Raw genomic sequence first — 26,571 nt, 5'->3', positions numbered from 1 at the left:
GTTATTTTTTAAATTTTGAAATTCCTGTTTCTAACCAATTGTGATACTCTTCTACATCTGGTGTATAACTTACTGGATCTAATAAATTCTCTTCGTTATGATCCATTAGCACATAAAATGGTTGCGTATTGGCTTTGTATTTTATAGTTTGAAGTTCACTCCATTTCTGACCAATATATTTTAATTTTTTACCTGGCTTTAATTTTGAATCTACAACCTCTCCAGCCTCAAGTGGGCGTTTATCATCCACATACAAGGATATTAAAACCACATCATTTTTTAAAATCCTTAAAACCTCTGGCTTTGGCCAAACATTTTGTTCCATTTTTCGACAGTTCACACAAGCCCAACCTGTAAAATCGACCATAACTGGCTTTCCTATTTTTTTAGCGTAAGCCAAACCTTTATCGTAATCATTAAAAGCTAAAATATCATGTGGTGCTAATAAATGAGCTCCATCTGGTATATCGGCATGAGCATCTAAAGAACCTGAGCCTTCTCCTAGTTTTGTGAATCCAACACCATAAGGCGACTCGCTATAATCTTGTGGTGGCGGGAAAGCGCTTATTAAATTTAATGGTGCACCCCAAAGTCCAGGAATCATATAAATAGTGAATGTTAAAACTACTAAACCTAAACTTAATCTACCTACCGAAATATGAGGTAATGGCGAATCGTGAGGTAATTGAATTTTCCCGAAAAGATATAAGGCTAATGTTCCAAAAATAGCAATCCAAATCGCGATAAAGACCTCTCGTTCTAGCAAATGACCTTGTAAAACTAAATCGGCTTGCGATAAAAATTTAAAAGCTAAAGCTAATTCTAAAAAGCCTAGAACTACTTTTACCGTATTTAACCATCCTCCCGATTTTGGTAAAGAATTTAACCAACCCGGAAATGCTGCAAATAAAGCAAAAGGTAAAGCAATCGCTAATGAAAAACCAAACATACCTACTATTGGTGCTAAACCTCCTTTAGATGCGGATTCTACTAACAATGTCCCTACAATTGGGCCAGTACAAGAAAAAGAGACTATAGCCAAAGCTAGCGCCATAAAAAAGATACCGATTAATCCACCACGATCGGCTTGAGAATCTACTTTATTAGCCCAAGAATTTGGTAACATAATTTCGAAAGCTCCTAAAAACGAAGTTGCAAATACAACTAATAATATGAAAAATATAATATTGAACCATACGTTGGTTGCTAGTGCATTTAAAGCATCGGCACCAAATATTCCGGTTACTGCCGTTCCTAATAAAACATAAATTACGATAATACAAATACCATAAATAATAGCGTTTTTAATACCAACCGCTTTGTTTTTACTTTGTTTGGTAAAGAAACTCACCGTCATCGGGATCATTGGGAAAACACATGGCGTTAATAAAGCTGCAAAACCAGATAAAAAAGCGATAAAAAAGATACCCCAAAGTCCTTTTTTAGAACTTGACTCGGTAGATTTTATAGCATTATCCTGGACTTTTTCTGCTGTTATTGCTGCTGCGTTATCTTCTGATATTTTAAAAGTTAAATCTACTTCGGTTGGTGGTAAACAACGCGAATCGTCGCAAACCATAAACTCGACAAAAGCATTTATTGTTGAAACACCTTCTGTAACGGTTACTTTTTGCTTGAAAGTGGCCGATTTTTCAAAGAATTTAATTTCCATTTCAAAAACAGGATCGTCAATGGTGTGTCCTTCTTCTTCTGATGTGTTTCCAACAATTTTGAATTGACCTTCACTATCATCATAAGTAAACGTTGTTGGAATTGGACCATCTTGAGGTACGTCTTGAGAATATAAATGCCATCCAGAGTCTATTGTTGCTTTGGAAATTAATTGATATTCGGTATCCGATAATTTTTTAACAGAAGTTGTCCATTTCACCGGGTCTAGAACCTGTGCTTGCCCAACCAAAACGGATATTAGTGCTAAAAATAAAATTACTTTCTTCATTCCTCAAATTTATTATTAATTATCTAATAGTCTCTAGTTTTTATATTTCTTTCAAAAAAGCCCCAATATTAAACATTTATTTCGGTTTGCTACGCTCGTGTTTTAAACTGCAAAAAAACGCTTTTAATTATAAAATAAAAAAGAATTATGCTACACAACCCCTTATAAAACCAGTGCCTTTTGCTAATTAACTGTAGTGTAACTCTTAATTATATTTAAACAAAATTTAGCTTAAGACGTATGCTTTTTAGATCTATCGTGAGAGCTTTACTAAATGACTTTCATTCTATATAGACCAAAAAATAGGCAAATCCCCTTATTAAAATTATGTTAAAATTTTATGTTTAGGTTATACTATTCCTTTCGAAATTGAATTTTGGTTGAAATTTACAACATATTTTAAATGAAGAATAATAGATTATAAAACTTTAACACCTCTTGCTTTTATTGATGATCCAAATAGATTTGTGATAATTTGAAATTGTATTAAAAAGAAAACAACGAACCTGAAATTTTAAACCTATTCATTTATTTAAATAAAACACCTTAACCATACGCCCGCGTTAAGGATTGCAGAGAAAAGCCCACAGCGCCCCTGATGAAATCGGGGCGCGAGGACTTGTAACGTAAAGCCTGACCCGATAGGGTAACGCCCAAAACAAAAAAAACGCCCACTAAAAAGTGAACGTTTTGACTATCTCGAATTATATTAACCAATAAAATTAAGAGATAATATTAAATGTTAATGGGTATGTTGGGTTTTCTCCACGGCTTGCTTTTATAGCGTTTACAATGGGTAAAATGATTGAAATAACTCCTAATGCAACGAAGCCTAATAAGCCTAATCCAAACAACAATATAAAGGGTACACATATTATGCACCAGATGATTAGACTGAGCTGAAAGTTGATTATGTTTTTTCCCTGGGTATCCATTTGCTCTACTTTCTCTTTGTTTGTGAGCCATAGTATTAATGGGAGTAATAAGCTACCAAAGCCTGTTACTAAACATATTAATTGACTTAAATGGGTGATGACTAATAATTGATTATCTTTTCTCATGGTTTTGTGTGTTTTGATTGATGTACTTATATGACGCTTAAGTGTTTAATTTGTTACAGACATAGTGCTTAATTATTTATAAATTAAATGCCCAATAATATTTTGCTTGTTGTATTTTTGGCACAATAAATGATTTATGCGACGTTATAACATAAAAACAAAAACACATATGATGCGTTTTACCTTACTTATAGCTTTATTTTTTTCGGTTGCTTTACAGGCACAGAATAATGCGATTTCTACTGATGAAAAATTAGTTTATACGGCATCTTACAACATGTCGGGCATTTTAAACGATATTGCTCAGGTTACCATGCAAACCTCTAAAGTAAACACATCTAAAGCGACATTAATGCGCTTAAAAATTACTGCTTTAACCTACAGCAAATGGGATAACTTTTTTAAAATCAGAGATTTATACGAGAGCTATGTGAGCCCAAAAACGTTAACACCTTATTTATATAAACGTGATATTAACGAAGGCGGTTATTATAAAGCCATGAAATATACGTTTAGCCACAAGACAAGTACGGTTAAAACGGTACAAACAAAGAAAAATAATTACGTAGAAAACAAAACGGTTTCGATTAGTAAAGGGACTAAAGATATTGTTTCGGCTTTATACTACATCAGGTTGTTTGATTATGATAGCATGAGTAAAGGTAGCAGCAAAAGCTTAAATATTGTTTTTGATAGAAAAGAATTTAACGGTAAGATTACTTATATGGGTAAAGAAACAATCTCGACTGCTATTGGTAGTAAAGAATGTTATAAATTATCTATTGGTGCGGGTAGCGCTAGTGGTTTACAAGGATCGAGTAACTTTTTATGGTTAACTGCAGACGAAAACAAAATTCCGGTTTATGGTAAATTTAAAATTCCTGTTGGAAATGGAGAGCTAAAAATAAAATCGGCTTCGGGTTTAAGAAACTAAACCTATTTTTTAATAGCTTGCTTTTTTGATTACTAGAAACATTAAAATTACAGACTCATGAAAAAAATTTTCACCATACTTGCCATAATAGCGTCGGTTTTTGCTATCATTTTTTCGGTATTACCTATTTCTAACTTAGCTATTATTCCCGCTGTAGCAGCACTTATTTTTGGATTAATTGCTTTTTACTTATCTAAAAAATCGGGCGAAGTTAAAAAAATTATTCAGTTTTCGTTTTTATTAACTATTGCTGCTTTGGCTATTGTAACCTATAAATCTGTTTTTACAGCCACGGAAGTAGCAAGTACAGAAGTTATAGATGCTAAAGAAATTGAATCTGAAGAAGAGGCCATGGACGATTTGGAAGACCTAGAAATTGAGGATTTAGAATTTGATGATGCTGAATTGGAATTCGATGAGTCGGAATTGGGAATTGATGCATTAGAAATTGAAGATTCTCAATTAGACATTAAAACAGAGCAACTAGAAATTAGCGAACCAGACTTAGAGATTCTTGAAGAAGATATTGAAATAGACGAGTCTGACTTAGAAGATATCGAATTTTAAAAAGTAATTCTCCTTCTAGAACGGGAATATTCTACCTTATTTTAAACAAAACTATATTAACGGCTTTATGCTAAATTATTTAGCATGAACTATGTGGATTTTTAATTTTGTAATATCTTAGCGGTTAAAACCTCTTTTTTATGAAAAAATTACTTCCGCTATGTTTAGTGGCATTCTCACTAATAGCTTGTAGTAGCTCTCAAAACAAATCTAAAACAGCTGTTAATGCTGAAACTTTTGCAAAAACAATAACTGCTGACGAATTAAAAGAGATGCTTTATACTTATGCCTCGGATGAGTTTGAAGGTAGAAAAACTGGCGAACCTGGGCAAAAAAAAGCGATTGAGTTTATTAAGCAAGGTTACATTGCTAATGGTATTCCTTCGCCAATTGCAGGTGGTGATTACTTTCAAGAAATCCCGGCTTCCTTCTTTAAAGATGGTATTAAAGCTTCGGAAAACGTTTTAGCCTACATTAAAGGTTCTGAAAAGCCAGATGAAATTGTTATTATTTCGGCGCATCTAGATCACATTGGTATTTCTGGAAGTGGTGAGATTAACAATGGTGCCGATGATGATGGTTCTGGAACTGTTGCTGTCATGGAAATTGCTGAAGCATTTAAGCAAGCTGCCGATAAAGGTTTTGGACCAAAACGTTCTATTTTATTTTTACACGTTACTGGTGAAGAAATTGGACTTTACGGCTCTCGTTATTATGCCGACGAAGATCCTGTTTTCCCATTAGCGAACACTGTAGCCGATTTAAATATTGATATGATTGGTCGTGTAGATCCAAAGCATGAAAACAACGAGAACTACCTCTATTTAATTGGAGCAGACAAATTGAGTAAAGAATTGCACGATATCTCTGAAGCTGTAAATAAAGAATATACAAAATTAGATTTCGATTATACTTATAACGACGAAAACGACCCGAACCGCTTCTATTACAGATCGGATCATTACAACTTTGCTAAAAACAATATTCCTGTAATATTTTATTTTAACGGTACGCATGCCGATTACCATAAACCTAGCGATACGCCAGATAAAATTAGATATGATTTATTAGAGACTCGTGCTAGACTTATATTTTATACCGCTTGGGAAATTGCCAATCGCGAAGAACGTTTAAAACTTGATTAATAAGAACCTGATAAAAAAATTGAAAATTGGCTACCATAGATAAATCCATAATTAAAGAAATAGCAGAAGACTTAAACTGCGGCTGTACCTGCTATTATAACTTTAAAACTAAAGAAGTAATAGCAATTCCAAATTTTCTGGATGGTTTTGATGATTTTGATGATGACGAATTTAAAGCGCCTACAGAAGAAGATTTTACAGAAATTAGACCTCTAGAGAGTTCTGAATCTTTCAAAATAATGGAATTATTTACACAACAACTCCCTGAGAACACATTAAAACAAGAGCTAGAGCGTGCGTTGCGCAACAGCAAACCTTTTCAAAATTTCAAGTATTTAGTTGAAACTTCTGAGTTTAGAGCGCCGTGGTTTAGCTTTAAGCAAACTGAAACTGAAAAACATGTTGCGTTTCAATTAAATGAGGAATAAACAATAGATAGACTAATCTTAACTTACATCCACAAAAAAAGCCTTTCAATTTCTTGAAAGGCTTTTACTTTTTGGGTGGAAGACCGGATTCGAACCGGCGACCCTTGGTACCACAAACCAATGCTCTAACCAACTGAGCTACAACCACCATGTAACTTGCATTTTGTAATGCGTGTGCAAATGTAGAATATTTCAACGTTATCTACAAAGACTTTTTAAACATTTTATTCAAAAATTTAAAAATATTTTATTCCACTGTTGTAACTACTTTAAATCGAACAAACTACCAACCACAGGCAAACGTTCCACATTAAAACCTTCGGCATATCTTACACCTACCAATCGCCCTAAGTCTTGTGCACGATAAACTACGCTATCCGTGAAGTTTTTACTAGATATTGGTGTTACAGGTGCTTTGCTGTCTGGATCGTAAAACTGTGTTTTATATGCTAACACCGATTCCATTTTTTTATCGATTACAGTAGAGATGTCTACTACAAAGTCGGGCTCAAGGTTTTTCCATTGTATATAATGATATACTTGCTTTGGTCTCCATGGCGCCTGAAGCTCTCCTTTATCATCTACTGTTTCTATTTTAATAAGTCCGCTTAAAAAGCAAGCATCACTTACTAACTTACTCCCTTTTCCATGATCAATATGTCGATCATCAATTGCATTACAGAGTATAATTTCTGGTTGATACTTACGTATCATTTTTATAACCTCTAATTGATGTTCCTTATTATTAATAAAGAAACCATCGGCAAAGCCTAAATTCTCACGAACTGCAATACCAAGTATTTTTGCTGCCTCACTTGCTTCTTCAAACCTCGTTTCTGCAGTACCTCGTGTTCCTAATTCTCCTTGCGTTAAATCTACAATACCAACCTTCTTACCGTTTTCAATTTCTTTTGCAATAGTACCACCACAACCTAACTCCACATCATCTGGATGTGCTCCAATGGCTAGAATATCTAATTTCATTTCTACTTCTTTTTAATTTTTAAATAACTTTTCAACATGCATAATCATAATACCTTACGAAAAATCTTAAATATCGCAATACTCTTAATAACGCAAACGTATTCGTAAATATTTTTTACACTTAATAAGGTGCAAATATAATAATAATGAAAAAATAGCTTGTAAATCGAAAGTATGACTTTCGTCATAATTACTTTTCTAGTTCTACTGTAATTTTACCATATAATAAAAACACAACATTTAAAGTGCTAAACTAACAAACAATTATAAATTATGATTCACTTAATCTTTTTCATTTTAACAACATTAACTCTAAGTGGATTCAACAACATAAATACGAGTGCCAATAACATGGCCATAATAAAATAATAAATATTATTAAAAATTTTAAATTAAGTAAATTAAAAACAACAGAAGACATGAAAACAAATCCTGATTTAAAACAGTACGGTATTGAAAATGCAAAAGTAAACTGGAATTTATCTCCAGAAGTACTTCAAAAAATAACAGTTGATGCTGGTCAAGGTAAAGAAACTGCAAACGGAACTTTAGTAGTTAATACAGGTAAATTTACAGGACGTTCTCCTCAAGATCGTTTTATTGTAAAAGATGACTATACTGCTGAAAGAGTTTGGTGGGGAAAAACAAATAAAGCTGTATCTCCAGAGAATTTTGATAAATTAGAAAAAGAAGTTACAAAATACCTTTCTGGAAAAGAAATATACGCAAGAGATGGTTATGTATGTGCAGAACCAGAATATAGAACAAATATTAGAACAATAACTGAATATTCTTGGTCAAGCATGTTTGTTTTCAATATGTTTTTACGTCCTAGTCCTAGCGAATTAGAAAACTTTAGCGAAGATTGGTTAGTACTTTGTGCTCCTGGTTATGAATGTCCAGATCCAAAAGCATACGGTATCCGTCAAGGGAACTTCTCAATTATAAACTTTACTAAAAAAATAGCTTTAATTGGTGGATCTGCTTATACAGGAGAAATTAAAAAAGGTATCTTCTCTGCTTTAAACATGGTTTTACCAGTAGAAAAAAATGTATTACCAATGCACTGCTCTGCTAACGTAGGTAAAAAAGGTGATACTGCTATTTTCTTCGGATTATCAGGAACAGGAAAAACAACACTTTCAGCAGATCCAGAAAGAAAATTAATTGGTGATGATGAACACGGTTGGACTGCAGATAACACAATTTTCAACTTTGAAGGTGGATGTTATGCAAAAGTTATCGATTTATCTGAAGAAAAAGAACCAGACATCTTTAGAGCTGTTAAACCAGGTGCTTTACTTGAAAACATTTTAATTAAAGAAGACGGACAACCAGATTATTTAGATAGTAGCATTACTCAAAATACACGTGTAAGTTACCCTATTTATCATATCGATAATATCCAAGAAACACTTTACGCAAACAACCCAAAAAATATTTTCTTTTTAACTTGTGATGCTTTTGGTGTATTACCTCCAGTATCTAAATTAACTCCTGGCCAAGCTGCTTACCACTTTATCTCTGGTTATACTGCTAAAGTTGCAGGAACAGAAGCTGGAATTACAGAACCAGTACCATCTTTCTCTGCTTGTTTTGGAGAACCATTTATGCCATTACACCCAACAGTTTACGGTGAAATGTTAAGTAAAAAAATGACTGAAGCTGGTGTAAATGTTTGGTTAATAAACACAGGATGGAGTGCAGGACCTTACGGTGTAGGATCTCGTATAAAATTAAAATATACAAGAGCAATGATTACAGCCATTCTAAACGGAGAGTTAGAAGGTGTTGATTACGATCAAAACTTTATTTTCGGATTACACATGCCTAAATACTGTCCAGGTGTACCAACAGAAATTTTAGACCCAATGAATACTTGGTTGAAAAAAGGTGATTATGTAGGGAAAGCAATTCAATTAGCTCACTCATTCCACTTGAATTTTGAAAAATTCTCAGCACAAGCTTCAGAGCAAATTATTGAAGGTGGACCACTAATTGATGAACACCATCACTTACACGAAAGCTTTTAATTAAGAATTCTTAATAGCAATAAAAGGAGCTCATAACAGAGCTCCTTTTGTATTTTAATAACTTTTCTAAATAGGTATTTATAGTCATAAATAATTACCCAATATCCCTAACCGTATTACCTACCTAAAATAACAAATCATGAAGTACTTATTAACTACATTAGTGCTTATTCTTTTCATCTCTAACAGTTATTCTCAATCATCGCCAGAAGATAAATTAGGAGCTTGGTATATGTTTGACGCTACACATAGAGTTGCAGACAAATGGAGTATTAAAACCGGAACTGAGTTTCGTACATTCGAAGTATTCGATAATATGAACCTCTTATTTTATTACTTAGGAGCTAATTATTATTTAAACAAAAAAACAACGTTAACCATATCATATTGCTATGTAGATATTGATAGAAGCTACACTATTTCGGGTGAAAGTCATTTATATGAAAACAGACCTTACGAACAACTTAGCTACAAGCAAGACACTTTTAAAATCCCTCTATTTCATAGACTAAGATTAGAACATCGTTTTCTAAACTATAAACATACCCACACTACATTACACAGGCTAAGATACCGCTTAGGCACTAAAATTAATTTAAACAAGACGCTATTTCTAAATGTAAAAAATGAAGTTTTTGCTAATCTTAAAGATGAAGTATTTACAGAAAATAGATTTTATGCGGCGTTAGGGTTTAATATTTCAAAAACAAATAATATCCAACTGGGTTATTTAAATCATGAAATAAACAAATCGAATTTTAACAGATTACAACTCGGTTTATTTATTAAAACCGATTTACGAAAAAAGACAAAGTAACCTTATAATTTTCGTTTAACAGAACCAGCAAAATCTTCGATATCGTCTTTAACTTGATCGAGTTGCTTTTTAATATCACCGGTTACACTAGTATCAATACCACTCTTTTCAGCAGTTTTAGTTATTTCGTGTTTAATATCATTGGTTGCATCTTTTAGAGTACGCATACCTTTCCCTAAACCTCGGGCTATTTCGGGTATTTTATCGGCACCAAAAACCATCACTACTATAAATAGAATGAAACCTATTTCTGCTCCGCTTATAAATAAAAATGTTGCTAGTTGTATCACGTTACAAATATAGTAACTTGTTTTATTAGATTAAAGAATTTTTAATTTGTTTAACGCAAAATTTAAAGTATAAAAAAAGCCGACTTTTTCAAGTCGGCTATAGTAAAGAATTTCATTGCTATCAATCAGCCCTTTACTTTTTGTTTAAACTTACTAAACGCATCGTTATCAGTCTTTTTAGGCCAAGAATTGTTAGATGTATCAACATCCGCAGTTTCTAAATCTGGATCAATAACAAAACTAGTTATTGCTTTTTCAGTTTTAAATACTTTAGAGACTTCAAACTCATTGTATCTCCATATTTCTGCTGGATATGTTTTTCTTTCTTTAGTACCATCTTCATAAGTCATTTCTAAAATAATAGGCATTACCAACCCACCTGGCTTTTCAAAAGTAACTTCGTAAAAATATTTTGGCGCTTCTTTTAACTGTGCTTTTTCTTCTGAAGATAAAGACCCTAAATAAGCATTAAGTTCTGGGAAATCTTGTGCACTTTTAGCATCTTTTGGTATAACACCATTTTCAGCTTCAGCATAATAAATTAATTTACCTTTATAATCATTAAGATTCATGTTATAACGCTTAGCATTCTCCTTAGCCTTTTCCGTAGGCTTATCTGTTAAATAAAATTGCTTAACATCTTTAACACCTATATCTGTATAATCTGTAGTATAAAACCAACCTCTCCAAAACCAATCTAAGTCCATGGCAGAGGCATCTTCCATAGATCTAAAGAAATCTGCTGGAGTTGGGTGCTTAAACATCCAACGTTGCGAATAGGTTCTAAATGCATAATCGAATAATTCGGGTCCCATAATGGTTTGACGTAACATATAAAGTCCTGCTGCTGGTTTTGCATAAGCATTTGGACCAAATTGATGTACATAATCACCTTGCGACATAATTGGAGAAATATTACTTTGATCGCCTCCCATGTAAGGCACTAGATCTTCTGGTAAGTTTCCAGTAATATAATTTGGATCGAAATCAAGTTCGGCTAATGTTTCTACAAACGAGTTTAACCCCTCATCCATCCAAGTCCATTGGCGCTCATCACTATTTACAATCATTGGGAAAAAGTTATGCCCAACTTCGTGTGTAATAACACCAATCATTCCGCGCTTCAATCTTTCAGAATACGTTCCGTCAGGATTTGGACGCCCATAATTAAAACAAATCATTGGGTATTCCATTCCCATTTCTGCATGTACAGAAACCGCTTTGTTATAAGGATAATCGAAAGTTAATTTAGAATATTCCTCTAAAGTATTAGCCACAACACGAGTTGAAAGCTCTTCCCATAATGGGTTTCCTTCTTTAGAATATAAAGAAATAGCCATTACAGAACGCCCATTAATATCTACAGCCATAGCATCCCAAAGAAATTTTCTAGAGGTTGCAAAAGCAAAATCTCTAACTCTATCTGCTTTAAAATGCCAAGTCTTTAATTCTGTACTACGTTGTTTTTCTGCTTGTTCAGCTTCGGCTTGCGTTACAATAAACACAGGGTCTTTAAACGATTTCTTAGCCTGCTCAAAACGATTAATTTGTTCTTTAGTTAAAACATCTTTCGGGTTTTGTAATTCGCCAGTTGCTTCCATTTTATGATCTGCAGGAACAGTAAGCTTTACATCGTAATTTCCAAATTCTAAAGCAAATTCACTTCTGCCCCAAAATTGCATGTTTTGCCAACCTTCAACATTATTATAAACACATAATCTTGGAAAAAACTGAGCAATAACATATGTATTGTTTCCATCAGGAAATGCTTCGTAACCAGAACGGCCGCCATCTTTAACGTGATTATTTACATTATACCACCATTTAATTTGAAATTTAAACTCCTCGCCTGGCGCTAATGGTTTTGCAAGATTGATACGCATCATGGTTTGATTTATCGTATAAGACAAATCAGATCCGTTCTCATTCTTTACATATTGTATATTAAACCCACCATCAAAGTTTTTCTTTAAGTTTGCTTTGGTAAAAGATTTGGCTCCATTAAAAGGTGCTTTAAAACTTTCTTTTTTTACATCTGGTGTTTTTGAATCTTGAGCTCGCATGTTTTGATCGAGTTGGATCCATAAATATTGTAAATGATCTGTTGAATTGTTGTGATACGTTATTTTTTCGTCACCAAAAATCTGACTAGTGTTTTCGTCTAAACGAATATCCATTACATAATCAACTTGTTGTTGGGTGTACTTGTAGCCTGGCGCACCAGAGGCTGTTCTAGTTTCATTTGGAGTTGCCAATACATCCTTCATTTGCCTAAACTTATTTTGATCGGTATGACCTTGTGGTTTAGATTTTGAAGATTCTTGGGCAAAAAGACTAGTAGAAATAAAAATGATTGATAGGAAACAATACTTTAGGATTCTCATTTTAGCTGTAAATAAATTTAACAAATTTTCGAGTTTCAGCTATAAAGAGTTAACTTTTAGTAACTAAAAACGGTCGAAAATAATAAATCTAGAAGTAAATTAACAGTAAATTAATTAAAATTTAACAGTGCAGAGTCATTTTTTTTTGTGAGTATAATACTTTTTTGCTTTGCATTTATTTTAGTTTTCACAATATTTTGCTGATCGGTACAAACATCAAAAAGCATTTTATTAGAAACATCAAAATCTTTAACCTCTTCAACATCAATTATTTCAAGATAAAAACGCACGATATCTCCATCGTATTCTTTACCAACAAATTGAAGTTGAGCGGGCTCCTTATTTATAGAAATCACTAAATTATTATTAATGTATTCTTCCATGTAACCATTTATCGAATCGGCCTCCTTATTTTCATCTAAAGTGATATTTTCATCATAATTATGGCGTAATGCTTTTTCTAAATCATCAATAAAAACACGAGAAATAATTTGAACGGACTGTTTTTCTTTAACAAATTCAATTTGCGTTACACTAATGTAGTATTTGTGCATACCTGTAAATGAAAAAAAACTAAATACCGAGAGAAGTAAAACTATTTTAAAACGATTCATTAATCTATATATTTTTTGCTAAAGTAATTATTTATAAGATTCAAAAAGTATTCCAAAAACATAAGTCGTTTATTTCTCGACCCAGATTCCATTTTTTTTTGATATAATACCTATAGCTTAAAATCACTCTTCTCTGTTCGCTACGTATTGTTTATACTTCATTCTTAAAAAAATAAGTATTCTAAAATCTGTTTGATTTTTACAGAATTTAAAAAAATTAGCATCATCGGAGCAGAAATATAAAAAATCCATTCTAAAATCTTCATCCAATGGGTTCGATGCAAAAAAGTCTTTACCCAAACGCCCTTTAATACTAAGGATGAGCGACTGTTCCTCATCTAACTTCACTCTATTTCTAAGCATTTTTGTTCGGCCTGTGATAGCGTTTATTATGGGCGTAAATCCAACTGAAGCTCCAAGTCCGTAGCCAGAGCCACCTAAACTTGGGTTAAAACTAGAGGCCTCACTTAATTGCCGTTCGCTTTGTGTTGCAATTCTTCCGGTGTATCCAGGAATGCCCACATCGAAAAAATTTAGAGGTCTATCGCCTTTCGTGTTCTTAATATCAGAAAATAAATCGCCCGTTAGTATTTTACCAATAAAAACCTCGTCGAGCTCATTAATTTGCTCATCTAACTTCACCAAAACAGCTTTATTAACAAGCATTCGGTGTGTTACAATAACCTCCTTCAATTTATACTGAATAGAAGAAAACACAATAGTATCATGAAGTCTTACAGGAATTTTAAATTCGCCATTTTTATCGGTAATAGTAAAAGCTTGAGCCGTACTATTAATAACATGTATGTTCTCCACATCACTTAAACTCGATACTTTACCCAATAATTCAATGGTTTGACCAGAGACACCAAGAGTCGCTAAAAAAAATAAAATAAGTAGTTTTCGTTTCACACTTTAAATTTAAAGCACGAATAACGGTTTTAGTTTCTTAAAGAAATTACAAAAAGTAACTAAACTTTTGTTAAACCTAATAGCCCTATTCCTTTGCTTCGGCATTTAAAAAGGCAACACTCTTTGCGTTTAGTAGCTCTAAAAAAGCCATTTCTTTACCTTCATTAAGTAAACTGAAATCAAAATTATTACGTTGTACATAATTTATAAACTCTTCAACGCGATGTTCGGGTATATTAAAATTATCGACTAAAAACTCCGAGCCAAAGTAATATTTAACAGCCTCAATAGGCACTTCCGGAATCCCTTTTTCTTTCTTATTTTTAATCTTAGATCTAAATAAAGGCAGTAATAACTGGTCTACTACATTTACAACATTCAACCCATTTACCATTGGCATATGTTCCCTACCAAGAGCATCATTAACTGTTTTAGTGCTATAATCACTAGCAAACTCAAATTCATCTTTATGTTTTATACCATAATAAAGCGCATCCAATTTAGGTTCAAACGGTTTGCTTACCTCCATATCTTTAGCCAAATTACCAGATAGTTTTTGTGGCAGTAATATAATTTCATCGAGCTTATTAATTTCCACTATCAAAAACAACTTCATACTCTTAGAACCTACAATAGCTTCATTCACATTAAATTTAATATTCTGAAACTGTAAAGCGCTTACCTCAATAACATCATTAAGCCGCACGGCAAGTGTAAATTCTCCATGATCATTGGTAATTGTACCCGTATTAGCCGATGCATTAAAAACAGTAATACCACCAAGATCGCTACTTTCAACAATAATTTTTCCAGAAACATTAAAACGCTGAAAATCTTGCGAAAAAGCTAATGAACTTATTAAAAAAACCAAAAAAAGCAATTTATTTTTCATATTCTATTTTTATTAAAAGTACATTATAAACAACGATTTTTCAAGTAAAACCGAAAAAATATACGATAAAAACATAAAATTATTTAGATTTACTCACTAAACCAAACCACATGCAACAAATAACAATTGCTAGCACATCTACCGTACACGGGTCGGGCTATTTAGAATATCTGCTAGATTATTTAAGCCATTTTTTTAAAGATGCAAACAGCATACTATTTATTCCATACGCAAGGCCAGGCGGCATAAGTCATGATGGGTATACAGAACTTGTACAAACCGCATTTGCTAAAATTAATAAAACCGTAACCGGAATCCATACCTACGATAATCCCGTTGAAGCCGTAAACCAAGCCGAAGCTATTTTTGTTGGAGGTGGCAATACCTTTGTACTCACCAATCAATTATATAAAAACAACCTCATCGCAACTTTACGCACCGTCATTAAAGCCGGAACACCGTATTTAGGAACCAGTGCAGGTAGTAATATTTGTGGGCTCACTATAAAAAACACCAACGATATGCCTATAATATATCCGCCAAGTTTCAATGCTTTGGCTTTGGTGCCATTCAACATAAACCCGCATTATTTAGACCCTTTACCAGATAGCAAACACATGGGCGAAACGCGCGAAACCCGTATAAAAGAATTCCATAATTTCAATACAAACCCCGTAGTTGGCTTGCGCGAAGGGAGCTGGCTAGCAGTTTCAGGGAAATCTATCGTTTTAAAAGGCGAATTACCAGCCCGCATTTTCGAATACAACAAAACACCTTACGAGGTCGTGCCAGAAACCGAGCTAAATCATCTAAAATAGCTAGAATTATAAATTAATCTTTTAAATATTTTTTTAGGCGGGTTTTTAAGAAGAATAAAAACCGCGCTATCCGTTATATCTTTTTGCGAAGTAATCTTAAAGCTTTTTTTAGGAACACCTCGCCTTAAACAAAGTTTAGTAAAATCAATACTATTTAAGAATTCGCAAAAAGGATGCCACTGCTATCGCTCCCGCGTGTATCCGCCAGTAAAAGTAACTATAGAAAGATATTGTTTATTTGCCGTAAATAGTTAGAAAACAAAATTACGCCTTCCATTATTTATCCGTCTCAGTTTTCTAATAATAAAAACATGATTTCGTCTCATTATAAATTCAAAAGAAAAAAACCGCGTTTAGTTAATTGTTAGGTTTGTATTAGTAATAATGTCATGAAACCTAATTCAATTTTAAAAAACCATAACAACCACAAAAAGAGACTTCAAATAATTCCTATTTTATTTGTTTTGAGCGTTTTATTGATAAAATAAAGCTGAAATTCTAGAATATAGCTCCCTAAAAATTTATTATAAAAAAAATATTAATTCTTATAAAAAAAGAGCCTTTCTAATTAGAATTACGAGTTTAGCAGTATTTTTTTATTTTTCTTTGAATTTCATAATTCCTTAAAGAAATAATACGTTTTTTCTCAGAATTTTAAACCTATTTCAATCAGATTATTATTTCTCCAAAAACCCAAAATATCCCAAATACAATCGACAAAACGTAATGTTTTATCTTTTAAACGCAAATAAATAGCTTTTAACCGATTTTAATAGTGTTTTTAGCGAATTACAAAAATCCCTTACCTATTTTATTAAAACAATTTCTATGTTTGTAAACTTAAAACAATACTGATTAATAGCGACGTATTCGTTTAATGATTAAAAGTACAAATGGCTTTTTAAACCCTTATTTAGGAAGTTTAACTTATAATTATTAGATAATTGAAATTTTTAATGCTAATCTGTGTTTTTATATCCACTTTAAAAGGTAGATATTACTTTCCTTTTTAGCGTAAATGAAGTTTAATGATAGATTAAAAACAAACCAGTAATCGAGGTATGATACAATCTATTTAAAATATTTATATCCTCCCTTAAGGTCATATTTATTAATTAAATCCAATTTATTATGAAAAAATTTAAATTAGTTTCGTTAGTATGTTTGTTGTTTACGGTAGTTCACCTATTTTTAACATTGCTATTATTATATATTAATGATTTAATAAGCAAAAAAAGAAATAGAATAATAGGGGATTTAAATTAAAAATGTAGCCCTTTCAATCTCTATGGAGGTTGTTTTTTAACAATATTAAGAAATGGACTGGAAAGTGATATATGTAAAACCCAGAACGGAGAAAAAAGTTGAATCTGCATTGTTAAAAATGGGGATTAAAGCTTACTGTCCTGTAGTTACAGAAATTCACCAATGGTCCGATAGAAAGAAAAAGGTAGAAGTTCCTATATTAAAGTCTTATGTGTTTGTTCAACCCGACGATAAAAAACTTGATGCCGTATTTCAAGTTAACCATGTAGTGCGTTATCTTTTTTGGCTAGGTAAACCTGCTATAGTTAGAGATAATGAAATTCAAGTCATGCAAAATTGGTTGGGAACAGGAAACACAGAATCTAGTGTAGAAAGTATTCAACCTGGAGATAAATTAGATATTAATACAGGCCCTTTTAAGGGACAGAAAGGTCTTGTAAAAGAAATAAGTAAAAATAGAATCCAATTATTACTTTTGGATTTAGAAATGAAAATTACTTTAAACAGAAATTAGACTTCGTTTAAAGTTTTTTTTTGCAATAATACTGGGGCCGTAATGGGACTCAGGAGGCGGAGCTGTGAAGAGCCGACATTAGTATCAGACTCAAATAAACTCAAATATATTTTCAAATTAAAAAAAAACAAAACAATGGCAAACAAAGTAGCATTTATCACAGGGGTAACAGGCCAAGATGGCGCCTATTTAAGTGAGTTTTTATTAAAAAAAGGATATACAGTACACGGTTTAAAACGCCGTTCTTCTTTATTCAACACAGATAGAATAGATCATTTATATCAAGACCCACATATTGAGGAGCGTAAGTTCATTTTACACTATGGGGATATGACGGATAGTACGAATTTAATCCGTTTAATAAAAGAAATTCAGCCAGACGAGATTTACAATCTTGCAGCTATGAGTCACGTACATGTATCATTCGAGATTCCAGAATACACAGCAAATGCAGATGGTATTGGTACACTTAGAATTCTTGATGCTGTTAGATTACTAGGTTTAGAAAAGAAAACTAGAATCTACCAAGCCTCTACATCAGAGTTATACGGTAAAGTTCAAGAAGTACCACAATCTGAAACAACACCTTTTTACCCACGTTCTCCGTATGCAGTTGCAAAAATGTACGCTTACTGGATTACTGTAAATTATAGAGAGGCTTACGGTATGTATGCTTGTAATGGTATTTTATTTAATCACGAGTCGCCTATTAGAGGAGAAACGTTTGTAACGCGTAAAATTACAAGAGCAACCTCTAGAATTGCTTTAGGTTTACAAGATAAATTCTATTTAGGAAACCTAGATGCCAAACGTGATTGGGGCCATGCTAAAGATTATGTTCGTATGATGTGGATGATCCTTCAAGCTGAAGAAGCTGAAGATTGGGTTATTGCAACAGGAAAAACAACAACCGTTAGAGACTTTGTACGTTTAAGTTTTGCTGAAGTTGGTATAACATTAGAATTTAAAGGCGAAGGTATTAACGAAAAGGGTTATGTAAAATCTTGTTCTAACGAAAAATACAAAATGGAAATTGGTAAAGAAGTTTTAGCCGTAGATCCAAAATATTTCAGACCAACAGAAGTTGAGTTATTAATTGGTGATGCTACTAAAGCAAATACCAAATTAGGATGGGAATGCCAATATGAACTTGCCGATTTGGTAAAAGATATGATGGAAAGCGATTTGCATTTAATGCATAAAGATTGCTATTTACAAGAAGGTAACTATAAAACGTTAAATTATTTTGAATAGATGATGGACAAAAATTCAAAAATATACATAGCTGGCCATAGAGGTATGGTCGGCTCTGCCGTATGGCGAGCATTAGAAGCCGCAGGTTACACCAATATTATTGGCAAAACCAGTGCAGAACTAGATTTGCGTAGTCAAAATGCAGTACAAGAATTCATCGTAAAAGCACAACCAGATGTTATTATAGATGCCGCTGCAAAAGTGGGTGGTATTTTAGCGAATAGCCAATACCAATTTGAGTTCTTGCTAGAAAACATGCAAATTCAAAATAACTTAATCGATGCTGCTCATAAAAATAATGTTTCAAAATTTATTTTTTTAGGGAGCTCTTGCATTTATCCTAAGTTAGCGCCACAACCTTTAAAGGAAGATTACTTATTAACGGGCCCATTAGAACCTACAAACGATGGTTATGCCATTGCTAAAATTTCGGGCGTACGTTTATGTAAAGCGATAAGAGACCAATACCAAAAAGATTTTGTAAGCTTAATGCCTACTAATTTATATGGTCCTTTTGATAATTTCGATTTAAAATCATCGCATGTATTACCTGCCATGATTAGAAAATTTCATGAAGCAAAAATTGATAATAATGCTACAGTAACATTATGGGGCAGTGGATCTCCAATGCGAGAGTTTTTACATGTCGATGATATGGCGCAAGCCGTTCTTTTCGCTGTTCAAAATAAACTCCCTGAACATTTATACAATGTAGGAACTGGTACCGATGTCACTATTAAAAATTTAGCAGAAACCGTACAACGTATTGTTGGGCACGAAGGTGCTATTATATGGGATGATACAAAACCCGATGGTACACCAAGAAAACTTATGGATATTTCTAAAATGAATACCATCGGCTGGCAATCCACCACACCCCTAGCCCAAGGTATTCAAAATACCTATAATTGGTTTCTTTCAAACGAAGAATCTTATAAAAAAATTAAATTATAAATTAAATATTATGTTTACACAAATAGATAACACCGCTATGCTTTCTACTGCAAAAAAAATCAAGTCAATATGTTGTATTGGTGCTGGATATGTTGGTGGGCCAACTATGGCTGTCATGGCTCAAAAAAATCCAGATATTAAAGTCACTGTAGTCGACCTTAATAAACAGCGTATTGCAGACTGGAATGATAGTGATTTAACAAAATTACCTATTTTCGAACCCGGTTTAGATGTTGTGGTGCAAGAAGCAAGAGGTCGTAATCTATTTTTTTCTACAGATGTTGATAAAGCCATTCACGAAGCCGATATGATTTTTATTTCGGTAAACACACCTACCAAAACCTATGGCGTTGGTAAGGGTATGGCAGCAGATTTAAAATATATTGAGCTTTGTGCCAGACAAATTGCGCGAGTCGCTACAACCGATAAAATTGTTGTAGAAAAATCTACTCTACCCGTTAAAACAGCACAAGCCATAAAAAGTATTTTAGATAATACAGGCAACGGTGTTAAGTTTCAAATTTTATCGAACCCTGAATTTTTAGCAGAAGGTACGGCTATGACGGATTTGGAAAATCCAGATCGCGTGTTAATAGGTGGCGAACAAACTGAAGATGGTCTTAAAGCCATTCAATCCTTAGTTAATGTTTACGCGACTTGGGTACCCAAAGCACAGATTCTAACCACTAATATATGGTCTTCAGAGCTGTCTAAATTAGTGGCCAATGCCTTTTTAGCGCAACGTGTTTCTTCTATTAACGCCATTTCAGAACTTTGTGAAGCTAGTGGTGCTAATGTGGAAGAAGTTTCTAAAGCTATTGGAATGGACTCTCGTATCGGACCAAAATTCTTGAAAGCCTCTGTAGGTTTTGGAGGATCTTGTTTTCAAAAAGATATTCTAAACTTAGTCTATATTTCAAAATCCTTAGGTTTAAATGAAGTTGCAGATTACTGGGAGCAGGTTATTATCATGAATAATCACCAACGTAACCGCTTTGCAAAAAATATTGTATCGACACTATACAACACTGTAGCTGGTAAAAAAATAGCGTTCTTAGGTTGGGCCTTTAAAAAAGACACCAACGATACTCGAGAATCTGCTGCCATTTACGTAGCCGATCAACTTATCGAGGAGCAAGCTAACATTAGCGTTTACGATCCTAAAGTAACGGCTTCACGAATGCAAGCAGATTTAAATTATTTAGAAACAAGATCTGAAACTGAAAACGAGACATACGTTAAAACAGAAACCGATCCATACAAAGCCGTAGAAGGTGCACACGCTATAGCGGTTCTAACCGAATGGGATGCCTTTAAAACTTACGATTGGCAACGCATTTACGATCAAATGAGCAAACCGGCCTTTATATTCGACGGACGTAATGTTTTAGATAAATCGAGTTTGGAATCTATTGGGTTTCAAGTAAAATCTATTGGTAAATAATTAGTATTTAGTTCAACCAAAAATCACCAATTATAGATAAAAAATGAAATCCGTTTACAAAAAAACAAAAACCTCTATGAGAGGTTTTTGGAAAACGGCTATTTCTTTTTAAAAATAATACACATAAAGTTTAAGACTCCCAAATGATATGATTGAGAAGATATATTATAGATTATTCTATTTTATCAAAATTGGTTACAGGTTTAAATTACAAAACAGCACAATTAAGGGCTCAAAAAACTCAACGATAAAAATAGGCAAAAATGTTAAGATTATAAATTCTTACATTGATATATCAGCGTATTCTGAAATTGTGATTGATGATAATACAGTAATAAAAAATGCAAATATTAGTGTTAAGGGCTCTACAAAAATAGGTAAGGGTAATTTCATCAATAATGGTGGGGAGAGTTCAAATGTTTCTATTAGAATTGATGGTGAATTTGTATTAGGTAATAATAATAGAATTCAATCAGCAATATTATTAAGATATAATGCCAAATTAAATATTGGTGACTATAATAACATTAATAAAGGATCTGAAATTCGATCTGATGAAAGTATTAGAATTGGTGATTATAATCAGTTATCCTACAATATTATCATTTGGGATACTAACACCCATAATATTTATAGTGCTGAGGTTAGAAGAGAATTAGCTCAAAAGCATTACCCTGTATATGGTTATGAATTTGAGAAACCAAAAACTAAGCCAGTAATAATAGGGAATGATTGCTGGATTGGAAGAAATGCCTCATTGCTTAAAGGTACTAATATATCAAACAAATGTATTATAGGATATCAGACTTGTTTGTCTAATTGTAAAATTGAAGAAAACACAACTGTTATAACAGAAATCTCAAATAAGTTAATTTCAAATAATATATAATTATTTTTCTTAAACTAATCTTTAAGAAAGATGTTCTAATTAAGTACTAATAATCAATCTAGTCTTTGTTTAGAACTTATTACTTTAATAGCTAAAAACATAAATGAAAGAAGCCAAGCGCGTAGCAAAAAATACAGGAATTTTATACGCACAAATGTTCATCACCGTGCTGATGTCTTTATATGCTACACGTTTAGTTTTAGCAGCTTTAGGAGCAGAAGATTTTGGAATCTTTAATGTTGTTGGTGGCGCAATAGCCATGTTAACGTTTTTAAATACGGCCATGGCTTCAGCTTCACAACGCTTTATGTCGTTTGCGCAAGGGCAAGGTGATTTTAAAAAACAAAAAAATATTTTCAACATAAGTTTAGTATTGCATTTTTTCATTGCCATTGTTGTTGTTATTTTATTAGAAATTGTTGGCTATTTTTTATTCAGTGGTATCTTAAAAATAGACTCAAACAGATTAGATATTGCTATTTTAATTTATCAATTTTTAATAGTAAGTACTTTTTTTACCATCATTTCTGTGCCTTATGATGCTATAATTAATGCGCATGAAAACATGTTACTGGTTGCTATTTTGCGTATTATTGAAACCATCCTAAAATTAGCAATAGCCCTATTTATTACTTACACAAGTTTTGATAAATTGTACATGTATGGGCTTTTAATGGCTTCCTTATCTGTGTTTCTATTAATCATACGCCAAATATATTGTCATACAAAATACGAAGAGGTAACTATTAATTTTAAAAAATATTTTAACAAACCATTATTTAAGGAAATGACCGGTTTTGCTGGTTGGAGCTTTTTAGGATCTTCTAGCAGTTTACTTACTAATTATGGCCAAGGTATTGTAATTAATATGTTTTTTGGTACAGCGGTAAATGCAGCCCAAGGAGTTTGTAATCAGATCGCTGGACAATTAGGTGCTTTCGCAGGCACCATGCTTAAAGCACTAAACCCCTTAATAGCAAAAAGCGAAGGTGCTGGTGACAGAAACCTTATGCTGAAAGCTTCATTTATTGGTAGTAAAGTTGGTTTTTTTCTATTAACTATATTTTATGTACCAGTAATATTGGAAATGCCTTATATTTTTGGTTTATGGTTAAAAGAAGTCCCTGAATACGCCATTATATTCTGTCAATTACTTTTAGCAAGAAATTTAATAGAACAACTCTTTCGTACATTATCATCTTCCATTGCAGCAGTAGGTAATATTAAAAAATTCGAAATATATAAAGCCTTTATAAACTTCTTACCACTAATAGTTGCTTATATACTATTTTCTCTGGGTTACCCGCCTTACACCTTGTATGTCGTTTTTATCATTTACGCCATTTTGAATGCTATCCTTACTTTATATATAGCCAAAATAGAATGTGGATTATCTATTAAGGAGTTTCTAAAAGATGTGGTATTTAAAAGTGTTTTTACTTTTGTAGTTTTAATTTTAATCACAGCCATTCCTAATTACTTCTTAGAAGAGAGTTTTATTAGGCTTATAGTCGTGCTAGCTGTTAGTACTTGTTTCTTTTTTATCGTCGTTTGGTTTATTGGATTAACTGTATATGAAAAAAGTATGGTTAAAAATATATTAAACAATGTTCTCTCTAAGCATAAAGCAAAAATGTAAATGAAAAATTATTCTATTTTTATAAGCTCATCAGATGCTTATTCAGATCTATGGCCTATTTTTTTTGATCTATTCCACAAGTATTGGCCTCAATATAAAGGGGTTATTTATTTAAATACAGAAAGTAAAACTTATCAACATCCACATTTAAAAGTTGTTTGTACAAATGTTGGGCATCAAAGTAGTTTTGGAAGAACATTTAGAAAAGGCCTCGATAAGGTTGAAACCGATGATATATTATTGATGATGATTGACCATATTTTTATGGGAGATGTAGACCATGCTAAAATGATAGAATATTTTAACTATTTTAAAGATCATGATATAGACTCCATGTATTTAGCACATCAGAATTATAGAGAATTAGAAAAAACCAATTTTAAGGATATTGATATTATAGTACCTCCAGCACAATTTATATTTGCATTTCAAATTTCTTTTTGGAAAAAAAACGTTCTTATTAAAATGGTACTACCTCACGAAAACCCATGGACTTCAGAGAATTACGGATCTAAACGAGCTAGTAAAATGAAATTAAAGTTTACTTGTCTTTCTAAAGAGGTAAAACTACCCATAATTTATGATTTATCAGGATGCTTAGATAAAGGAAAGTGGTTGGAAAATGCAAAAGAACACCTTGAAAGTATTGACTACCCTGTTAATTATAGTAAAAGAGGATTTCGTACAAAAACTCCAATGCCATTAAAACTTAGAATTAAAATAAAACGGATTTATATATCACATTACCTAAAAGGTCTTTACTGGGGTTTATTTCGTAAATAATAATAATAATAATAATAAAGAATAAATGATTTCTATTGTCATACCACTATTTAATAAAGAAACCACAATTAAAGACACTATAGAATCTGTTTTATCCCAATCCTTCACTAATTTTGAGTTGATAATAATTGATGATGGATCAACAGATGATAGTGTAAACACAATTTCGAATAATTTTAAAGATGAAAGAATTAAAATTATTCCTCAAAAAAACCAAGGGGTTAGTGTAGCAAGAAATCAAGGGGTAAAAAATGCAAGACACGAATTAATTGCATTTTTAGATGCTGATGATTTATGGAGTCCTGAGTATTTGGAATATATGGTTAAAGCGCATAACAAACACCCAGAAGCTGGAATGTATTGCTGTGCCGGTTTTGTTAAAAATGCAGACGACTCAATATATAAACGAACAACAGATAAAGTTTCGGAAGATATTTCAATGATTCATTTTTTTCATAATCCACATATCTTTCTTCATACAAGCAGCACTATTGTAAAAAAAACTATTTTTGAAAAAGTAGGTGGTTTTCCTAAAGGAATGGTAAGGAATCAAGATTTCGCATTATTTTTTTCTATTGCACTAATTTCAAAAGTTTGCTATTGTAAACTACCACTAAGTACTTATGTTGGAGGTGTACCTAACCAAGCAACATCTTCTTTTTCAATAACTAAACTTCAGAGTATTGTTGATCGATTTAATATTGTCCACAATAATTGGATTAACTCAAACCGCAAAAACAAAGATTACTTAGTTTTTACGAAATATGAAGTCAGACATATGATTTTATCCAATATAAGAAGCAAAGAGTTTGAATTTATGAACTACTTTTTAAACAATTTATCCGAAGAATTAATATCTGAATTTTATAGCCTTGAAATCAAAATTTATAGATCGAAAAAATTCAACTTTTTGTCTAAGTATTGGATTCTTTTCACTAAAATAATTTGGAGATCAAAAAATTATCCAAGGGTGGGATAATATTATTATTAAATAAATAAAAAAACGTGATTGAAAAAATAAAAAAAAAATTATGGAGTAAGACCGTAAACTACGCTAAAAATAAAAAATGGTATACCTTTTTATACAAGGCATATTGGAAAACTAAAACCCGCAAAATTAACCCAAATACTATTAAACAATATTTCACGGCTATTCCTAATCCTGGTGCAGGTATCGGACATCAAATCGCTAATTGGATAGCAGGTTATTGGTTTGCCCAACAATTTAATTTAAAATTTGCTCATATTCCTTTTTCTTCAGCAAAATGGGAGGCTTTTTTAGGTTTTGGTAATGGCGAAATAACAGTACAAGAATTAATAAAAAAACAGGGGTACAAAAAAATTATGCTACCCTTATTTAATGAAACCAATGAGAAAGAAACCGCTTTAATAAACAGTATAATTGGCTCTTACGCAGGAAAAAAGATTATTTTCATTTGCGAGCAAGATCAATTTCACCGAGATCAGTTTGGTATTCAAGAGGTTATGCAAGAAAAATTCTCAAAATCAAAAATAAGAAAAAGTGAAAAATTAATATATTCAAAAGACAACTACAATATTGCCATCCATGTACGTCGAGGAGATATTGTTATAGGGCAAACAAACAATAACCCAAATTTATTAATGCGTTGGCAAAACAACGACTATTTTACAAACGTACTAAGTAATGTGCTAAAACAATTAAAGACTGATAAACCTATTGCTATTTACCTGTTTTCCCAAGGCGTTGAAACCGACTTTCCTGAATTTAAAAAGTTTGAGAACCTCTCCTTTTGTTTAGATATGAATGCGCAAGATTCTTTTTCTCACATGGTTTTTGCAGATTTATTAATTACTAGTAAAAGTTCATTTTCTTACAAACCCGCTTTATTAAATAAAGGGATTAAAGTATGCCCTGCCAATTTTTGGCATGGTTATCCAGAAACGAAGGATTGGATACTAGTTGATGATGATGGAATTATTGAAAATGAACAAATGATTAATTTGTAA

24 protein-coding genes and 1 tRNA gene are annotated in these 26,571 nt (G+C 32.3%); 16 read left to right on the top strand and 9 right to left on the bottom strand.

The genetic code is table 11. The features are described from left to right. Position 1: 1 nt before the first annotated feature. Positions 2–1,960 (bottom strand): protein-disulfide reductase DsbD family protein, encoded by a 1,959-nt coding sequence (locus tag GQR97_RS09970; protein ID WP_158847951.1) that lies wholly within the window; start codon positions 1,958–1,960, stop codon positions 2–4. A 722-nt stretch (positions 1,961–2,682) separates the two neighbouring features. Then, positions 2,683–3,021 (bottom strand): DUF4870 domain-containing protein, encoded by a 339-nt coding sequence (locus tag GQR97_RS09965; RefSeq protein ID WP_158847949.1) that lies wholly within the window; start codon positions 3,019–3,021, stop codon positions 2,683–2,685. A gap of 169 nt (positions 3,022–3,190) precedes the next feature. Here GQR97_RS09965 and GQR97_RS09960 point away from each other — a divergent pair, with 169 nt between their 5' ends. The 4 genes from GQR97_RS09960 (at position 3,191) to GQR97_RS09945 (ending at position 6,095) form a co-directional block, all read left to right on the top strand. Next, positions 3,191–3,955, top strand: a complete 765-nt coding sequence (locus GQR97_RS09960) for a DUF3108 domain-containing protein (RefSeq protein ID WP_158847947.1) — start codon at positions 3,191–3,193, stop codon at positions 3,953–3,955. Positions 3,956–4,012: 57 nt separating this feature from the next. Then, positions 4,013–4,522: a hypothetical protein gene (locus tag GQR97_RS09955; protein WP_199269929.1), complete on the top strand. Its 510-nt coding sequence runs from the start codon at positions 4,013–4,015 to the stop codon at positions 4,520–4,522. A 140-nt stretch (positions 4,523–4,662) separates the two neighbouring features. Next, complete coding sequence (locus GQR97_RS09950; protein WP_158847945.1) at positions 4,663–5,667, top strand: M28 family metallopeptidase; 1,005 nt, start codon at positions 4,663–4,665, stop codon at positions 5,665–5,667. 26 nt (positions 5,668–5,693) lie between these two features. After that, positions 5,694–6,095, top strand: a complete 402-nt coding sequence (locus tag GQR97_RS09945) for a hypothetical protein (RefSeq protein WP_158847943.1) — start codon at positions 5,694–5,696, stop codon at positions 6,093–6,095. Positions 6,096–6,168: 73 nt separating this feature from the next. Here the strand turns inward: GQR97_RS09945 and GQR97_RS09940 are convergent. Both GQR97_RS09940 and bshB1 read right to left on the bottom strand, forming a co-directional pair. Beyond that, positions 6,169–6,244, bottom strand: a tRNA-His gene (locus GQR97_RS09940). 115 nt (positions 6,245–6,359) lie between these two features. Continuing rightward, positions 6,360–7,079, bottom strand: a complete 720-nt coding sequence (gene bshB1, locus GQR97_RS09935; protein ID WP_158847941.1) for a bacillithiol biosynthesis deacetylase BshB1 — start codon at positions 7,077–7,079, stop codon at positions 6,360–6,362. A gap of 419 nt (positions 7,080–7,498) precedes the next feature. Here bshB1 and pckA point away from each other — a divergent pair, with 419 nt between their 5' ends. Beyond that, the gene (pckA, locus tag GQR97_RS09930; protein ID WP_158847939.1) at positions 7,499–9,112 is read left to right on the top strand and encodes a phosphoenolpyruvate carboxykinase (ATP); all 1,614 of its coding nucleotides are present in this window, start codon (positions 7,499–7,501) and stop codon (positions 9,110–9,112) included. A 139-nt stretch (positions 9,113–9,251) separates the two neighbouring features. Beyond that, positions 9,252–9,929, top strand: coding sequence for a DUF2490 domain-containing protein (locus GQR97_RS09925; RefSeq protein WP_158847937.1), 678 nt, complete (start codon positions 9,252–9,254; stop codon positions 9,927–9,929). A gap of 2 nt (positions 9,930–9,931) precedes the next feature. On the opposite strand, the gene GQR97_RS09920 is transcribed toward GQR97_RS09925, so the two are convergent. The 5 genes from GQR97_RS09920 to GQR97_RS09900 form a co-directional block, all read right to left on the bottom strand. Then, a complete protein-coding gene (locus GQR97_RS09920; protein WP_158847935.1) occupies positions 9,932–10,219 on the bottom strand; it encodes a twin-arginine translocase TatA/TatE family subunit in 288 nt (95 codons plus the stop codon). A 125-nt stretch (positions 10,220–10,344) separates the two neighbouring features. After that, on the bottom strand, positions 10,345–12,603 hold the full coding sequence (locus GQR97_RS09915) for a M1 family metallopeptidase (RefSeq protein WP_158847933.1): 2,259 nt from the start codon (positions 12,601–12,603) through the stop codon (positions 10,345–10,347). Between the two features lie 110 nt (positions 12,604–12,713). Next, positions 12,714–13,217 carry a DUF6702 family protein gene (locus tag GQR97_RS09910; RefSeq protein ID WP_158847931.1) on the bottom strand — a complete coding sequence of 168 codons (504 nt, stop codon included), beginning with the start codon at positions 13,215–13,217 and terminating at the stop codon, positions 12,714–12,716. 123 nt (positions 13,218–13,340) lie between these two features. Further along, entirely contained in the window at positions 13,341–14,129 is a 789-nt protein-coding gene (locus GQR97_RS09905; RefSeq protein WP_158847929.1) for a hypothetical protein, read from the bottom strand. 85 nt (positions 14,130–14,214) lie between these two features. Further along, positions 14,215–15,021, bottom strand: coding sequence for a hypothetical protein (locus tag GQR97_RS09900; RefSeq protein ID WP_158847927.1), 807 nt, complete (start codon positions 15,019–15,021; stop codon positions 14,215–14,217). Between the two features lie 110 nt (positions 15,022–15,131). On the opposite strand from GQR97_RS09900, the gene pepE reads away from it, so the two are divergent. From pepE to GQR97_RS09850, 10 genes are all read left to right on the top strand, one after another. After that, a complete protein-coding gene (gene pepE, locus GQR97_RS09895; protein WP_158847925.1) occupies positions 15,132–15,839 on the top strand; it encodes a dipeptidase PepE in 708 nt (235 codons plus the stop codon). Between the two features lie 1,318 nt (positions 15,840–17,157). After that, on the top strand, positions 17,158–17,619 hold the full coding sequence (locus tag GQR97_RS09890; RefSeq protein WP_158847923.1) for a UpxY family transcription antiterminator: 462 nt from the start codon (positions 17,158–17,160) through the stop codon (positions 17,617–17,619). Positions 17,620–17,754: 135 nt separating this feature from the next. After that, complete coding sequence (gene gmd, locus GQR97_RS09885) at positions 17,755–18,873, top strand: GDP-mannose 4,6-dehydratase (protein WP_158847921.1); 1,119 nt, start codon at positions 17,755–17,757, stop codon at positions 18,871–18,873. Positions 18,874–18,876: 3 nt separating this feature from the next. Further along, on the top strand, positions 18,877–19,827 hold the full coding sequence (locus tag GQR97_RS09880) for a GDP-L-fucose synthase family protein (protein WP_158851719.1): 951 nt from the start codon (positions 18,877–18,879) through the stop codon (positions 19,825–19,827). Positions 19,828–19,837: 10 nt separating this feature from the next. Continuing rightward, complete coding sequence (locus GQR97_RS09875) at positions 19,838–21,271, top strand: UDP-glucose 6-dehydrogenase (protein WP_233267638.1); 1,434 nt, start codon at positions 19,838–19,840, stop codon at positions 21,269–21,271. A 148-nt stretch (positions 21,272–21,419) separates the two neighbouring features. Then, entirely contained in the window at positions 21,420–22,160 is a 741-nt protein-coding gene (locus tag GQR97_RS09870; protein ID WP_158847919.1) for a hypothetical protein, read from the top strand. A gap of 103 nt (positions 22,161–22,263) precedes the next feature. Further along, positions 22,264–23,799 carry an oligosaccharide flippase family protein gene (locus tag GQR97_RS09865; RefSeq protein WP_158847917.1) on the top strand — a complete coding sequence of 512 codons (1,536 nt, stop codon included), beginning with the start codon at positions 22,264–22,266 and terminating at the stop codon, positions 23,797–23,799. Next, on the top strand, positions 23,800–24,582 hold the full coding sequence (locus GQR97_RS09860) for a hypothetical protein (protein ID WP_158847915.1): 783 nt from the start codon (positions 23,800–23,802) through the stop codon (positions 24,580–24,582). A gap of 25 nt (positions 24,583–24,607) precedes the next feature. After that, on the top strand, positions 24,608–25,561 hold the full coding sequence (locus GQR97_RS09855; protein ID WP_158847913.1) for a glycosyltransferase family 2 protein: 954 nt from the start codon (positions 24,608–24,610) through the stop codon (positions 25,559–25,561). 26 nt (positions 25,562–25,587) lie between these two features. Beyond that, a complete protein-coding gene (locus GQR97_RS09850; protein WP_158847911.1) occupies positions 25,588–26,571 on the top strand; it encodes a hypothetical protein in 984 nt (327 codons plus the stop codon).

Source organism: Algibacter sp. L1A34 (assembly GCF_009796805.1).
GTDB lineage: Bacteria > Bacteroidota > Bacteroidia > Flavobacteriales > Flavobacteriaceae > Algibacter.
This window is presented reverse-complemented; position numbering and strand designations above follow the sequence as displayed.

Bases quoted from the DNA above. Each gene is read 5' to 3' on its own strand.
- GQR97_RS09970 (WP_158847951.1), bottom strand. From the start codon at position 1,960: ATGAAGAAAGTAATTTTATTTTTAGCACTAATATCCGTTTTGGTTGGG.
- GQR97_RS09965 (WP_158847949.1), bottom strand. From the start codon at position 3,021: ATGAGAAAAGATAATCAATTATTAGTCATCACCCATTTAAGTCAATTA.
- GQR97_RS09960 (WP_158847947.1), top strand. From the start codon at position 3,191: ATGATGCGTTTTACCTTACTTATAGCTTTATTTTTTTCGGTTGCTTTA.
- GQR97_RS09955 (WP_199269929.1), top strand. From the start codon at position 4,013: ATGAAAAAAATTTTCACCATACTTGCCATAATAGCGTCGGTTTTTGCT.
- GQR97_RS09950 (WP_158847945.1), top strand. From the start codon at position 4,663: ATGAAAAAATTACTTCCGCTATGTTTAGTGGCATTCTCACTAATAGCT.
- bshB1 (WP_158847941.1), bottom strand. From the start codon at position 7,079: ATGAAATTAGATATTCTAGCCATTGGAGCACATCCAGATGATGTGGAG.
- pckA (WP_158847939.1), top strand. From the start codon at position 7,499: ATGAAAACAAATCCTGATTTAAAACAGTACGGTATTGAAAATGCAAAA.
- GQR97_RS09925 (WP_158847937.1), top strand. From the start codon at position 9,252: ATGAAGTACTTATTAACTACATTAGTGCTTATTCTTTTCATCTCTAAC.
- GQR97_RS09915 (WP_158847933.1), bottom strand. From the start codon at position 12,603: ATGAGAATCCTAAAGTATTGTTTCCTATCAATCATTTTTATTTCTACT.
- GQR97_RS09910 (WP_158847931.1), bottom strand. From the start codon at position 13,217: ATGAATCGTTTTAAAATAGTTTTACTTCTCTCGGTATTTAGTTTTTTT.
- GQR97_RS09900 (WP_158847927.1), bottom strand. From the start codon at position 15,021: ATGAAAAATAAATTGCTTTTTTTGGTTTTTTTAATAAGTTCATTAGCT.
- pepE (WP_158847925.1), top strand. From the start codon at position 15,132: ATGCAACAAATAACAATTGCTAGCACATCTACCGTACACGGGTCGGGC.
- GQR97_RS09890 (WP_158847923.1), top strand. From the start codon at position 17,158: ATGGACTGGAAAGTGATATATGTAAAACCCAGAACGGAGAAAAAAGTT.
- gmd (WP_158847921.1), top strand. From the start codon at position 17,755: ATGGCAAACAAAGTAGCATTTATCACAGGGGTAACAGGCCAAGATGGC.
- GQR97_RS09880 (WP_158851719.1), top strand. From the start codon at position 18,877: ATGGACAAAAATTCAAAAATATACATAGCTGGCCATAGAGGTATGGTC.
- GQR97_RS09875 (WP_233267638.1), top strand. From the start codon at position 19,838: ATGTTTACACAAATAGATAACACCGCTATGCTTTCTACTGCAAAAAAA.
- GQR97_RS09870 (WP_158847919.1), top strand. From the start codon at position 21,420: ATGATTGAGAAGATATATTATAGATTATTCTATTTTATCAAAATTGGT.
- GQR97_RS09865 (WP_158847917.1), top strand. From the start codon at position 22,264: ATGAAAGAAGCCAAGCGCGTAGCAAAAAATACAGGAATTTTATACGCA.
- GQR97_RS09860 (WP_158847915.1), top strand. From the start codon at position 23,800: ATGAAAAATTATTCTATTTTTATAAGCTCATCAGATGCTTATTCAGAT.
- GQR97_RS09855 (WP_158847913.1), top strand. From the start codon at position 24,608: ATGATTTCTATTGTCATACCACTATTTAATAAAGAAACCACAATTAAA.